Genomic DNA, 13,405 nt, shown 5'->3' with positions numbered 1-13,405 from the left:
ATGTCTCATTTCCTATTTAAATGGAAAATTAAAAAAACCACTAAAGCAAAGGTATCAAAAAAAGATCAGGTATCAACAATACCTGATCTCATCACAATATGCTTATTTTTTACTTGAAGTCCGTGTTTGATCTTGCGGCTTAAGAAAGGTAGGTCGTTTACTATAGCCCTTTGGAGATAGTCGCAATAGGGACTTACGTATATTGCCCTTTTCAAAATCGGCACTAAAGTTTACGTATGGCACTCCCAAGACTCTCATATTCGCAGTGTATAAAAGGATGAAAAACACGGATATAAAAAAACCAAATAAACCAAAAAACGCCGAAGCCATAATAATGATTAATCGAAAAATACTCATAGCCGTCACAAAGGATTGATTGACCAATGTAAATGCAGCGATACTGGAAATGGCAATCACAACAATCATTGAGGGGCTTGTAACACCTGCTTTAATCGCTGCATCCCCAATAATTAGTCCTCCTACCACACTAACTGAGCCACTGACGGCACTCGGAAGACGTAAGTTGGCTTCACGAAACAATTCAAACATAAATAGCATCATTAAAATTTCTAGAATGGTTGGGAAAGGCAATCCCGTTCTCGATTCGACAACCGTTGCCAGTAGTAGAAATGGAAGCTGTTCTTGATGATATGTCGTCAATGCAAGCCAAAAACCTGGCAGTAGCATACTTATTAATATCCCGACAATTCTGAGTAATCGTTCCATCGAGCTAACAATGAGTGGGTACTCATTATCCTCTGCTGATTTAAAGAGCAACATAATATTTGCAGGTGTAATTATGGCATAGGACACACCATCAATCATTAAGAGTATTCTTCCTCTAATTAAGGCCTGCATAGCAAAATCAGGTCTCCCTGTATAATCATGTCTTGGAAGAATTGTCGCTGTCTTTTCAATTTTTTCCATTAATAAGTCGCCATTGATAACAATATCCGTGTCAATTTTTTGTAATTGAAGTCGAATTTGTTCCAGCATATTTAAATTCACAATGTCTTCCATATATAGTATGGCTACGGTTGTTTTAGAACGCTTACCAATTTCTAATGTCTCTACACTAAAAGAATTAGTCGGTAATCGTTTTCTTAATAAAGCAATATTAATAAAAACATCTTCAATAAAGTCATCTCTAGGTCCCTTTACTACTAGTTCTAATGTTGTTTCCCCAGGCTCTCGATTGGGTCTTTTTGAAATATCACTAGAATAAAGTAATTGATTTTCTTCAAAATACAGTAAAACATGGCCTTTATAGACCCTAGTTACCGCATCCTCTTTCGATAAAATCTTTTGTAAATAGGGAATGTGTAAATGCTGTTCAATTTCTTCCTCTAGCATGTCCTCAGTAACATTGCATAACAAAGATTGAACACGTTGAACAACCACAGTTTGAAGTATTTGCTCATTGACCATTGCATCACAAGTTATCAAATGTACTGTATATTGCTGAAAATTATATTGTTGGAAAATCACATCAGCAGAGCGTTGAAATAGTGATTTCAACATTTTCAAATTAATTTGTTCTATTGATGAAATACTTCTCATCTCCTACTGAGCCAGCTCAAGATTAGTACATTTATGAAACAATCACCTTCAATAAATACACTTAAGCATATTTTTCCCATGGTTGTTCAAAATATTCAAAGAAACAAATGTTGTGACGACTATTCAAATTGTCCTGATCCAATCATTTTCTTTAGATTTGCCATCTCAATTGCAGACATTGCAGCATCATAGCCTTTATTACCAGATTTCGTTCCTGCACGTTCAATTGCCTGTTCAATATTTTCGGTAGTAACAATTCCAAAAATAACAGGTACATTCGTTGACAATGACACATTGGCAATGCCTTTTGCCGATTCATTACAAACATAGTCATAGTGTGTTGTAGAGCCACGAATAACAGTACCTAAACCAATAATAGCATCATATTTCTTGGTTTCTGCCAGTTGTTTCGCTATAAAAGGAACTTCAAAAGCTCCTGGCACCCATGCAACATCAATAGATGCAGAATCAACCCCATGACGAGTTAAACCATCCATTGCCCCATCCAATAATTTGCTAGTAATAAACTCATTAAAACGACCCACTACTACTGCAATTTTCAAATCCGTTCCAATTAATTGTGCTTCAAATGTTTGACCCATTGTTCCTTCTCCTTTTTACATAGAAATTTTAGTTTTATTAGTGGATAATTGTTTACGATAAGCAACCAATGCTTCTATCGAGATCATTTTTAAGCCATGATGTGCAGCGTAATTTGTTAGTTCTTCAAACCGAAGCATATGCCCATCATCACCCATAATTTCGCAAATAACACCTGCAGGTACGCTATGACAAAGCTTCGCTAGGTCAATAGTGGCCTCCGTGTGCCCTCTCCGTTCCAGCACGCCTTGCTCTTTCGCAATCAACGGAAAAATATGGCCTGGTCGACGAAAATCAGTTGGCTTAGCTTGCTTTTCTATCATTCTTTGTATCGTTAGCGCACGCTCAAAGGCGCTAATCCCTGTCGTTGTTTCTACATGATCGATACTTACCGTAAATGCGGTTTGATGGTTATCTGTATTGTGCTGAACCATTGGATATAAATCTAGCTTTTGTGCAAGCTGCTGCGAAATCGGCGTACAAATTAAACCTCTACCATTGGTTGCCATAAAGTTGATTGTTGCTGGTGTGATGAATTCAGCGAGTGCCAGAAGATCTCCTTCATTTTCTCGATCCTCATCATCAACCACCACAATCATATTGCCCTGCCTTAAATCCTCTATGGCTTCTTCAATTGAATGTAGCACGATGATCAACTCCTATTCTGTGATTTAAAAACCATGTTGTGCTAAATAATCTCTTGTAATAGCTGGCGTTGTTTGCCCCTTTTTTAATTGCCCTATAATGTATTTTCCAACTAAATCGGTTTCGATATTAACGATTGCTCCAACCCTCTTCATACCTAAAACGGTTTCTTTGTAAGTATGAGGAATAAGTGAAATTGTGACACTCTTGGCTTCAACATGAAAAAGGGTTAAGCTTGTGCCATCAATTGTTATGGAACCCTTTGGAATACAAAAGTTGGTTAGTTCCTCTGACATTTCGATATCAATATAAACGGCGTTTGCTACTGGACGTTTTCGCAAAATTTTGCCGACTCCATCAACATGACCAGCAACAAAATGGCCACCAAATCGCCCATTAGCAGGCATGGCACGCTCCAAATTAACAGAATCACCTATTGCCAGCTGCTGTAGATTTGTTGCTTTGACTGTTTCAGGCATAACATCCATCGTAAGCTGCTGTTGTGTGAAATTTGTCACCGTTAAACAAACTCCATTGACCGCTATACTGTCACCAAGCTTGACATCCTCCGTTATCTTGGCTGATTGAACCGTAATTTTCATACTGTCCCGATCACTTTGCAAGGCTTTTATGATACCAATATCCTCTACAAGTCCTGTAAACATTCCATCACCTACTCTACTTTATTAGCACTTCTATCCTTAACTTTTAAAGTTGATCTACCTATTTTTGTGCCTTATCCTTCTCCCTTCTCTCGTTAGCAATAAAAAATAAAAACCCCTTTACATCAAAGGGGTTTTGGGAGTATAAGACATCAACAAATAAGCCTATTTGAAAACAATTTTTTCATAGACTGTCATCTCACTCGTTCTTCTCCCATCCAGACTATCACTGTCGGTTTTGGATTTGCACCAAATCAGCTTGCGCTCACGGACTTTGAATTGCTTCATCACCGCCGATTGGGAATTTCACCCTACCCCGAAGAACATCTTCTATTCGATTGTGGCTAAATAAAAAAACTTCCCACAAGATGATTGGGAAGTTTTGTAATAAATGCATAGTCAAATAAACCTTCTAAATTAGAATCAATTTAAAAAGTTCGCATTTTTACCCTTCTCCCATCCAGACTGTAACTGTCGGTTTTGGATTTGCACCAAATCAGCTTGCGCTCACGGACTTTGAATTGCTTCATCACCGCCGATCGGGAATTTCACCCTACCCCGAAGAATATTTTTATTTAGCTAGTCTTACGATAACACTATTTTATTATATTATCCATCCTTCTTTTTAAATTTTTTTCGAAGCATAAATTTTAAACAGCTTTGACTCGACTTGAAAAATGTAAAAGATGTTATTAAAATGATGACATTTAACCTGTTTATGGAACTTCTTAATCAAAAAAACGTTCCTTTACAAGTGACTATTCAGTCTAGCAGTTTGGAGGTCATTTACTTGACATTTTTTAAAAATATACCTTTTAAACAAGCTATTTTCTATGCCCTATTAGCACTCTGTTGTGGGGTTTCGATCGTTTTCGTACATCATAACGAACAATTTTATGATCGACCGATAGCGGAAATAACGCAAGTGGATGTAACAGCATCAGAACCGATGACAGATATGTATGAAAATGAGGATTTTTTGTTTACACAGGAGATTATGGCCATTATCAAAAATGGTCAGCATAAGGGGCAATTCATTCATTTGACGAATGACTATTCTTCGTCTGGTGCTTTTGATCAAGAATACCATGTAGGAAATGAAATCTTTGTCACGCTAGATGATCGCACAACAGAATCTGTTTTAACAGGAACCATTCTCGATTTAAAACGAGATCAAACCATGGTAATGATTGCATGGATTTTTATTTTTGCCCTACTTATTGTAGGTAAAAGACAAGGCTTATTTTCTATCATTAGTTTGAGTGTCAATGCTGTGATTTTATCATTCGCATTAGATCTTTATGTGAAGCATGGGGGCGTAAGCCTGTTATTAGTCAGCGGCATTTGCGCTCTGCTATTTACGATTATTTCGCTACTACTTATTAGTGGATTGCATACAAAAACATATGTAGCCATCGTGTCCACACTTTTAGGCACTGTTATAGCGCTTATCATAAGCTCTATTGTAATGTGGTTGACAGGTGAAAATGGTCTTCGTTATGAAGAAATGCAATTTTTAACACGTCCCTATCGTACCGTCTTTATGGCAGGTTTATTTATTGGCTCACTTGGGGCAGTAATGGATGTTTCTATTACAATGGCTTCCTCAATTTTTGCTTTATACGAGCAAGATCCTACAATCTCTGTCAAGGCTCTGAAATCTTCGGGACATGAAATCGGTAAAGATATTATGGGTACCATTACAAGTATCTTATTCTTTGCCTACCTTTGCGGCTCCATACCTATGATTATTCTCTATTTAAAAAATTCTTCCACATTAGGGCTTACATTGTCCTTAAATCTTTCATTAGAATTAGCCCGTGCCTTAGCAGGGGGTATTGGTGTTGTCCTTACGATTCCTATCAGTCAGTATACCGCTATATTTTTCATTAATCGAAAGAGGGTTCAAGGATGAATGTTGTCGTCTTATTAGCAGTTATATTATTCGTGTTAATGGTACTTGTCGGCGGTAGACAGGGGATACGCTCATTTCTTTCTTTATTCCTAAACTTTGGTGTGCTCTTTGTCACCATTTTTTTAATGACAAACCCTAAAAATAGCCCCATCATCTTGACGTTTATTGCCTGTACGGTCATTAGCTGTATTAGTCTTTTCTATATCAATAAAACAAACAGTAAAACCATTACAGCCTTTATCTCGACGATGGTGACGATAGGTATGTTACTACTCTTTATTACCTTTGTAACGGAAAAGTCGATGATCCAAGGGTTTGGCGAAGAATCAACTGAAGAAATCAGCATCTTTTCTCTCTACATTGGTGTTAATTTTGTGCAGATTGGTGCATCAGTCATCATTATGAGTACGATTGGTGCCATTATGGATGTAGCCATTTCCATCGCTACCTCTATGCATGAGATTTTTTATCGCAATCCTTCGATGAGTAGAAAAAAATTATTTACAGCTGGCTTAAGCATAGGAAGAGATATATTAGGAACCGATACTAATACGTTATTTTTTGCATTCTTTGGTGGCTATTTAAGCTTATTAATCTGGTTCAAGGACCTCTCCTATTCGATTGGGGAAATTGTTAACTCTAAGGTTTTTAGTGCCGAAATGACAACCATTTTTTGTGCAGGAATCGGCATTGCATTGATTATTCCGATTGCCGCCTGCATCAATGCCTTTTATTTAATTCGAACACGCGAAAAAACAGAAAAACTTTTATAAAAATTACCAGTACCTATCATGCATTTGTGATAGGTGCTCGTCGTTTCTCCTCTAATTCATTCAAAAAATGAATGCTATGTCAAAAATGTTTGTCCAAATTGTGAAATCGTATAGATGAAGCTAGAATTAATACTTACATTTGAGAAAATTTTTTTGCTATAGTAAAAATCAGAAAAGCCAGTATCGTGGAGGTGTACTGGCTAATAGGAAAAACGATCGCTGATAATCCACATCACGATAACATCGTCATGGTCATTTTATTGTGCAGAAAATAAAAGATTGCTAGAAATTCGTCTATTAATTTCTAAATATTCTGTATTTTAATCTCCTATGATCGTCTAACATTTATTAAAGGAGCTTTTACTGTGAATAAAGAAATAAAAACAAGTCCGATTATGGCTGCTCTCTTAGTAGCTGGCTTTGTAGGATTGTTTAGTGAGACAGCTTTAAATATTGCACTTGGAGAGCTAAGCCTGCTCTTCGATGTGGACGCTACAACCATCCAATGGCTTGCAACAGGATACTTTCTCACATTAGGCATTTTAGTACCTGTAACAGGCATTTTAATGCAAAAGTTTACTACTCGCCAAATGTTTATGGCGTCTTTACTCTTTTCGATAATCGGTACTATACTTGCCGCAGTCGCACCCGTCTTTGCTGTCCTACTTTTAGCACGTATTATTCAAGCAGCAGGACTTGCGATTATATTACCTTTAACGCAAAATGTGATTTTCACAATTTTCCCAGCTAATAAACGTGGTAGTGCTATGGGCGTAATGGGTCTCGTTATTTTAGCTGGACCCGCTTTCGGTCCAACCTTGGCTGGGATGATTTTAGATAGTTTGTCCTGGCACTGGATATTCTGGGTTACCATCCCCTTCCTATTATTCTCCATTATTTTTGGCTTTATCTTTATTCCTAATGTAAATGAAATAAAGCAGCTGGCTATTGATCTTTGGTCCATTCTCTTATCTACCATTAGCTTTGGTGGCATCGTTTATGGTGTCAGTGCTGGCGGAGATTTAGGCTGGTCAAATATTACTGTACTAGGCACCATTTTGCTAGGTGTAATCGCCTTATGTTTATTTGTATTACGTCAATTGAAAATGCAACATCCGATGTTAAATTTGACAGCGTTTCAATACCCCATGTTCGTGTTAGGTCTTCTTATGAATATGATTACCTTCTTCAATATGTTGTCTATGCTGGTAGTGCTTCCTATGTATATGCAAATGGTCCTTTTCGTATCGGCTTTTGGGACAGGTTTAATGTTGCTTCCTGGTAGTCTATTAAACTGTATATTAGCCCCTACAATCGGTAAATTCTTCGATAAATATGGCCCTCGTGCAGTCATTACGCCTGGCACTATACTTGTTGTAATCGGGTATGGACTTTATGCTTTATCTGGTACAGAAACAGCTACTTGGCTATTAGTCGTAACGCATATTATCATGATGCTTGGTGTTGGAATGGTATTAGCCTCTGTTCAAACAAATACGCTGAATGCCTTACCAAGACAATACTTTCCAGATGGCATTGCGATTACACAAACCTCTCAGCAAGTTTCTGGTGCAATTGGTATTGCTGTGATGGTGTCGTTGTTCTCAGCAAAACAACAGCACCTCCTAAGTGACATAACAACTAATACGCAAGAAGCAGCAGCTTCAGGTTCAGCCTTTGTCTTTTCTATCAGTTTTGTTCTGGCAATAATCAATGTCATACTCTCCTTCTTTTTGAAAAAAACACAATAATGTCGAGGTGTCTCAATGGACTTTTGAGACACCTCCTTTTGTTGTACCATTTTCATTGCAATCGCCGTATTTTCTGATAATATTTACCATAAGATGTTTACGTACGCTCAAAATGGTTGTTATTTCAAGAATACTAGATGCCCATTCCATGTAACATTTTTTAGCATAGAACGTCAATACAACGAGATGAAAAAGGAGAAAGTTTGCAATGAAGCATATTATCTTTGATTTTGATGGGACGCTTGCAGATTCTACTGCTGTGTTTGCCTCAGCATGGAATACTTTAGCCCAAAAATATAAATTTAAAGGCATTGAATTAAAGGAAATTGATACATTAAAAAAATTATCAATTTCAGAACGCAGTAAATTATTCGACTTTCCAATGTATAAGTTGCCTATGATTTTACCGCAATTTTATAAATTGTATCGTCAATCATTAAATGATGTTCATCTTTTTGAAGGAATGAAGGAACTATTAATAGAGATTGATAAAAGAGGCTATAAAATCCTGATTATTTCCTCAAACTCTAAAGAGAATATTTTAGAATTTCTTAAAATGAACGGTATTCATTGTGTAGCAGATGTCCTTTGCTCCAACCGCATTTTTGGTAAGGACAAAGTAATGAAAAAGTTTTTAAAGGAAGCAAATGTCGACTCGTCTAACGTCGTATACATTGGAGACGAGCAAAGGGATATTGTTGCTTGTAAGAAAGCCGGTATACCAATTATTTGGGTGGAATGGGGCTATGATGCCAAAGAAGTCGTGCAAAATGACGAACCTGAATACAGTGTCTCAACACCACAGGAAATTTTAGAGATCATTTAATCATGAAAAAGGATAATAGCACTTGTCTATTATCCTTTTTATATGCCTATCCTTTGATGTCACTAATTTGCATTAGCTTTTCTGCTGTACTATTAACCCCTTTGTAGGCATCTGTTAATTCATGCATACTCGCAGCAAACTGCTGTGTAAACGCAGCAATTTGATTTGTTGATGCATTGACCTGATCGATGGATTGTTTAATATTTTCTAGTTGCACAGTTATGCTATCAGCACTTTCTGTACTACTCTGGGACATTTTTTGTATTTCAGAAGCGACCACCGCAAAGCCACGCCCATGCTCACCTGAACGTGCTGCTTCTATCGATGCGTTTAGACCAAGAATTCTCGATTTCATAGCTAAATCTTTTACTAAATGGACAATCACATTAATTTGTTCAATATCGCCTGTCATCGATTCCGCGAAATTAGATAGCTCTTCCAAACGATTGGATACATCCTTACTGGCAGTGGCTAATCCTTCATTTGTAGCTGTCATTTCTTCTACAGCACTCGAAAGCTCAGTTGCCAATAGACGCATACTATCCATTTTTTCGTTCGAAATAATGGCACTTACTACGCCAATAATACGTCCTCCTTCAAAAATAGGCTGGGCAGAGGCGATATAGGCCATACCAAAACCTTCTGCGCTACGCTCCTCTTTCACAAATTTTCCTGAACTTAACGCTATTTCTGTTGCTGTACCTCGATATTTATGTACTGGATCACCAACCCCAACTTTCAAGTCAACCTTTTTTCCTGGTTTGTAGGCAAGCACTTTTTCCGTATCTGCCACGATGACACAAGCATCCTCTGGGTAAGTTGCTTGGTATAAATCAATCGAATCAATAGTTGCTTGTAGTTTAGGATGCATTGTCTTTTCCCCCTAAAATTTTCTGAATTGTATCAATTTAACTATATCATGCGATCCGAAAAAAGACACCAACGTCCAGTAGTGTCTCCTTACAACATTATGGTTTTTTCAATAATTCTACATATTTTTCTGCCGTTCGAATTTCAATTGTTAGAGAATTCTCTCCATAACTTGCCTTAATTAAAAATGGTACATCATTTGAGTTTTGAAACCTAAAATCTAACGTATCATAAGAAACCGTAGCATCTCTTCCTTTTGGGACATATCCTACATCTAACGAATGATGATGGCGCTCAACATATTTGACGGGAATTTGGTCTACTGCATTAAACAAGGTTGAAGAAGTTTGACAGATTCCACCACCAATTCCCATGACTACCTTCTTATTAATAATTTCAGGTGCGGGTTGATAGCCATTTGCCTCATCTCTTGGACCTACAATTGTATTGAAAGAAAAATAATCGCCACTGCCTACAATCACATTATGAATGGCTCTAGCAGAGAGCTCAATATTTTTATTTCTTCCTAAATCAGCACGATTGAAATAAGTTGTATAAGATGCAACAACCACTTCCTCTAATAAAGGAAGATCCTCAAAATAATAGCCACTTTCTGTTATATAGAGCGGCATTTCTACCTGACCGCCAGTCGCAGAAGCTTCGATAATACGCTCCACTAGCTCACTTTCCTTTAAAATGATTTGCGGCTTCCCCTTGATCACTTGCCCGTTTTCATCCAATCGATCAAGCATCATACGCTGATCATAGCCATTTGATGTGTCCGTTCCTCTCGCCCATTCCCTTACTAATTGTTCGATATGCTTTTGATAGGCTTGTGGGTCCGTATCGAAGCCAAATTCCTTTGGAGATATTGTTTTAAGTACCTTACTCGTAGTTGGATCAACAACCTCTACAATAGGATCAATCATTTGTTCTTGTTCATATGTAACAGGTTGCTGTATTTCCTCACGTTGTTGAATTTCTTGTTCTAGCTTGTTATCAGGGACTGCTGTTTTTTCACAACCTACGAGACCCGTCATACAGATAACGCAACATGTAGCTAACCACTTCTTTTTCAACCATAAACACCACCTCTATCTTCATACTACAGAGACATCTTATTCGTCTATTGCTCATAGTGTGTTGTTTTTTGGTTATTTTTATTTGTCAAGATAGCAAAAACACGCTACATTATCCTTAGCCTGACATATCTAAAGATAGTTTGATGTGTATTCTTGTACTTAATTAACCTTTTAATGATTTAGGGGGATTAATTCTAGAAGAAGTAATATACGCTTCCAATACGGTATACTTTAGAATTTAACGCGAAAAAGAGCATCTACTAGCTATCACAAAAGCCAATAGATACTCTTTCTTTTTTTATTTTTGAATAAACATTTGTGTCCAGTAATTACCTTCCTGTACATAGCCTACACCAATATGTGTGTAGCTTTTATTAAGGATATTGGCACGGTGTCCTTCACTGTTCATCCAGGCCGTTACAACTTCCTGTGCGGAGCGTTGGCCCTTCGCGATATTTTCACCAGCAGATTTATACGTAATACCGAAGTTTTTCATCATGGTAAAAGGTGTACCATATGTTGGGCTTGTGTGGTCAAAGTAATTTTTATCCTGCATATCTTGCGACTTAAATTTAGCAACCCTTGATAGCTCCCAATCTTCTTGCAATGCTGGAAGACCTGCTTTTGCCCGTTCTGCATTGACAAGTTTCACAACCTCTTGTTCAACTGTTGCCTCTTCTTTTACAGGGACGTTAATTTTTTGACCTGGAGAAATTTGATTTGGGTTAGCGAGTTGTGGGTTGGCATCAATTAATTCCTGTACACCCGTTTCTGTTTTTAATGCTATTTTCCATAGAGTATCACCAGATGTCACTGTATAGGATTCGGCGGCCATTGCCGCAACTGGCACTAATAATGAAGTTGCTACTACTGAAGCTAGTGCTGCTTTTTTTATTTTTTTAATCATGTTAATCACCCTTCCTAATTGCTCTACCATTATCGTAAATAGTTTCTGAGCCATAATCATCACAAAATATTTGGAAGGATTTTTACAATTGTATGACAAGCTCGCCATATGTTTGGTTAAAGCCCTTTCTTTCGCTATTCTTTCCCATTGGAATTGTCATCAAGTTGCAATATGTTTGTAATTGGCATACATTACTAATAGATTCAGTGATCAATTGCTGCACAAAATATCCTATTTTGCTAATTGCTTACGCTGTAATCGATAAATTAAGAGAATATAGAGCCAATCATAAAAGAGCGTTGCTACAGAAATAATGGTAATTAAAGGTGTGCGGAAGTATAGATAAAAGCCTACCGCTGCAAATAATGTACCCACCATCTTACAAACTGCAATCCCCATGGATTGACCAGCTAAATTCCCTCTTTGCAAGAGTAAAGCAATAAATAGACCTGACATCATAAGATTTTGAAAGAATGCTACGTACTTTCCTTCGAAATCTTGAAATTCATAGACTATACCTAAAATGATCAGCATGCTAAAGATTAACGTAATCAAAAAGGAGAAATACAATAGATTTTTTGATAGCATCTTTCGATATTCATTTGGAGCATAACGTAAAAATTGCATCAAAATAAAGACATCCAATACAAACCAAATCAGCGTAATATAGCGTTGCAGGTCATTTTGTGGGTAGAAAAAGGCAAAGATAAATTCCCATGAAATATTGGCACAAATAGCGACCATAGGCATGCCATAGGTTTTATCTTGCCATCCTTTGTAAATAACAAGTATATATGTAAAAATCCAAAAAAGACCCATTCCTACTTGGCAAATTAATAATATGTCTTGTTCACTCAACATTCACGCTCCCCCCTTTCTAGCATTCCTTCTACTATATGAGGAAATCGATTCTTTATGTCTAAAAGTTTGATAGACGGGTAAAGGAGTAGCTAAATAGTAAAAAACGGCAACCTATACATTCCACAAGCGATCCTATATAGTAAAACGAGGTGATTAAATGAAAATAAAAATGTATATAGATAATGAGCAATTTATTGCAGGAACGACCTTAAAAGATGAGATGGAGATTGAACACAATAATATGGCTTTGCATAGTTGCCATGATGTTCAAGCTATCATTAACAATCGTCAGCATTTAGCTGCGACATTGAACTGTGATTTACAAAATTTTATTTGTACAGAGCAAACACATAGTGCGAACTTTCATAAAGTCACATTAGCCGATCAAGGACGAGGAGCTGCGCAAATGGATACAGCGGTGAAGAATACAGACGCGCTTTATACACTTGAGCCTAACTTACTATTATGTAGTTTTACAGCAGATTGCGTGCCCGTTATTTTTTATAATGCTGTGAATGGACTCGTCGGTGTGATTCATTCGGGATGGCAAGGAACAGTCAAAGAAATAACACCCAAACTGTTTCAGCATCTTATGAATGAAGAACAGTGTCGACCTGAGGACTTTCATGTTCAAATCGGTATGGCACTGAGTCAGCAGAAATTTGAGGTAGACGCAGATGTATATGAAAAATTTCACAGTCTTGGTTATGCCGAAGAATTTATGTATTACAATGCAGAAACGAAAAAATACCATATTGATAATCAGCAGACAGTCAAAAAGCAATGTGAGCTTGCGGGTATTCCAGTGAATCAAATACAAATTGATGAAACCTGTACATTCCTTAGTCCCGATGGCTTTTCTTATCGTCAAGATAAACAAGCCGGAAGACATTTAAGCTTTATTATGCGAAAAACTCAATAACAGCAAAGACCCTTCTTATCGAATGGGTCTT

The 13,405-nt window shown here is 37.2% G+C and carries 12 protein-coding genes, 1 pseudogene and 2 riboswitches; of the genes and pseudogenes, 5 read left to right on the top strand and 8 right to left on the bottom strand.

All coding sequences use genetic code 11. From position 1 onward, the window contains the following. Positions 1 to 102 precede the first annotated feature (102 nt). The 4 genes and pseudogenes from VK91_RS00915 to ribE (VK91_RS00900) form a co-directional block, all read right to left on the bottom strand. Complete coding sequence (locus tag VK91_RS00915; protein WP_231595541.1) at positions 103 to 1,560, bottom strand: spore germination protein; 1,458 nt, start codon at positions 1,558 to 1,560, stop codon at positions 103 to 105. A 119-nt stretch (positions 1,561 to 1,679) separates the two neighbouring features. After that, entirely contained in the window at positions 1,680 to 2,162 is a 483-nt protein-coding gene (gene ribE, locus VK91_RS00910; RefSeq protein WP_048389922.1) for a 6,7-dimethyl-8-ribityllumazine synthase, read from the bottom strand. Positions 2,163 to 2,189: 27 nt separating this feature from the next. Next, positions 2,190 to 2,807: pseudogene (ribB, locus tag VK91_RS00905) on the bottom strand (3,4-dihydroxy-2-butanone-4-phosphate synthase); the annotation flags it as partial. Between the two features lie 24 nt (positions 2,808 to 2,831). Next, the gene (gene ribE, locus VK91_RS00900; protein ID WP_048389920.1) at positions 2,832 to 3,470 is read right to left on the bottom strand and encodes a riboflavin synthase; all 639 of its coding nucleotides are present in this window, start codon (positions 3,468 to 3,470) and stop codon (positions 2,832 to 2,834) included. Positions 3,471 to 3,669: 199 nt separating this feature from the next. Next, positions 3,670 to 3,795, bottom strand: a riboswitch (FMN riboswitch). Between the two features lie 116 nt (positions 3,796 to 3,911). Continuing rightward, positions 3,912 to 4,037: riboswitch (FMN riboswitch) on the bottom strand. A 220-nt stretch (positions 4,038 to 4,257) separates the two neighbouring features. Here ribE (VK91_RS00900) and VK91_RS00895 point away from each other — a divergent pair. The 4 genes from VK91_RS00895 (at position 4,258) to VK91_RS00880 (ending at position 8,732) form a co-directional block, all read left to right on the top strand. Then, positions 4,258 to 5,382 (top strand): YibE/F family protein, encoded by a 1,125-nt coding sequence (locus VK91_RS00895; protein ID WP_048389919.1) that lies wholly within the window; start codon positions 4,258 to 4,260, stop codon positions 5,380 to 5,382. Then, positions 5,379 to 6,155 carry a YibE/F family protein gene (locus VK91_RS00890; protein WP_048389918.1) on the top strand — a complete coding sequence of 259 codons (777 nt, stop codon included), beginning with the start codon at positions 5,379 to 5,381 and terminating at the stop codon, positions 6,153 to 6,155. Before VK91_RS00895 ends, VK91_RS00890 begins: the two co-directional genes overlap by 4 nt. 365 nt (positions 6,156 to 6,520) lie before the next feature. After that, on the top strand, positions 6,521 to 7,906 hold the full coding sequence (locus tag VK91_RS00885) for a DHA2 family efflux MFS transporter permease subunit (protein WP_053075665.1): 1,386 nt from the start codon (positions 6,521 to 6,523) through the stop codon (positions 7,904 to 7,906). A gap of 208 nt (positions 7,907 to 8,114) precedes the next feature. Next, positions 8,115 to 8,732 carry an HAD-IA family hydrolase gene (locus VK91_RS00880; RefSeq protein WP_048389915.1) on the top strand — a complete coding sequence of 206 codons (618 nt, stop codon included), beginning with the start codon at positions 8,115 to 8,117 and terminating at the stop codon, positions 8,730 to 8,732. Positions 8,733 to 8,778: 46 nt separating this feature from the next. Here the strand turns inward: VK91_RS00880 and VK91_RS00875 are convergent, their stop codons facing one another. From VK91_RS00875 to VK91_RS00860, 4 genes are all read right to left on the bottom strand, one after another. Next, positions 8,779 to 9,603, bottom strand: a complete 825-nt coding sequence (locus tag VK91_RS00875; RefSeq protein ID WP_048389914.1) for a methyl-accepting chemotaxis protein — start codon at positions 9,601 to 9,603, stop codon at positions 8,779 to 8,781. Between the two features lie 97 nt (positions 9,604 to 9,700). Next, positions 9,701 to 10,681: a VanW family protein gene (locus VK91_RS00870; RefSeq protein ID WP_048389912.1), complete on the bottom strand. Its 981-nt coding sequence runs from the start codon at positions 10,679 to 10,681 to the stop codon at positions 9,701 to 9,703. A 301-nt stretch (positions 10,682 to 10,982) separates the two neighbouring features. Next, positions 10,983 to 11,591, bottom strand: a complete 609-nt coding sequence (locus VK91_RS00865; RefSeq protein WP_048389910.1) for a CAP domain-containing protein — start codon at positions 11,589 to 11,591, stop codon at positions 10,983 to 10,985. A gap of 231 nt (positions 11,592 to 11,822) precedes the next feature. Beyond that, positions 11,823 to 12,452 (bottom strand): hypothetical protein, encoded by a 630-nt coding sequence (locus VK91_RS00860; protein WP_048389908.1) that lies wholly within the window; start codon positions 12,450 to 12,452, stop codon positions 11,823 to 11,825. A gap of 157 nt (positions 12,453 to 12,609) precedes the next feature. Here VK91_RS00860 and pgeF point away from each other — a divergent pair, with 157 nt between their 5' ends. Then, positions 12,610 to 13,374, top strand: coding sequence for a peptidoglycan editing factor PgeF (gene pgeF / locus VK91_RS00855; protein ID WP_048389906.1), 765 nt, complete (start codon positions 12,610 to 12,612; stop codon positions 13,372 to 13,374). Positions 13,375 to 13,405 lie beyond the last annotated feature (31 nt).

It is taken from the genome of Lysinibacillus sp. LK3, assembly GCF_001043675.1.
GTDB lineage: Bacteria > Bacillota > Bacilli > Bacillales_A > Planococcaceae > Lysinibacillus > Lysinibacillus capsici.
Note: the sequence above shows the minus strand (reverse complement) of the source record. Positions and strands in the feature narration are given on the sequence as shown.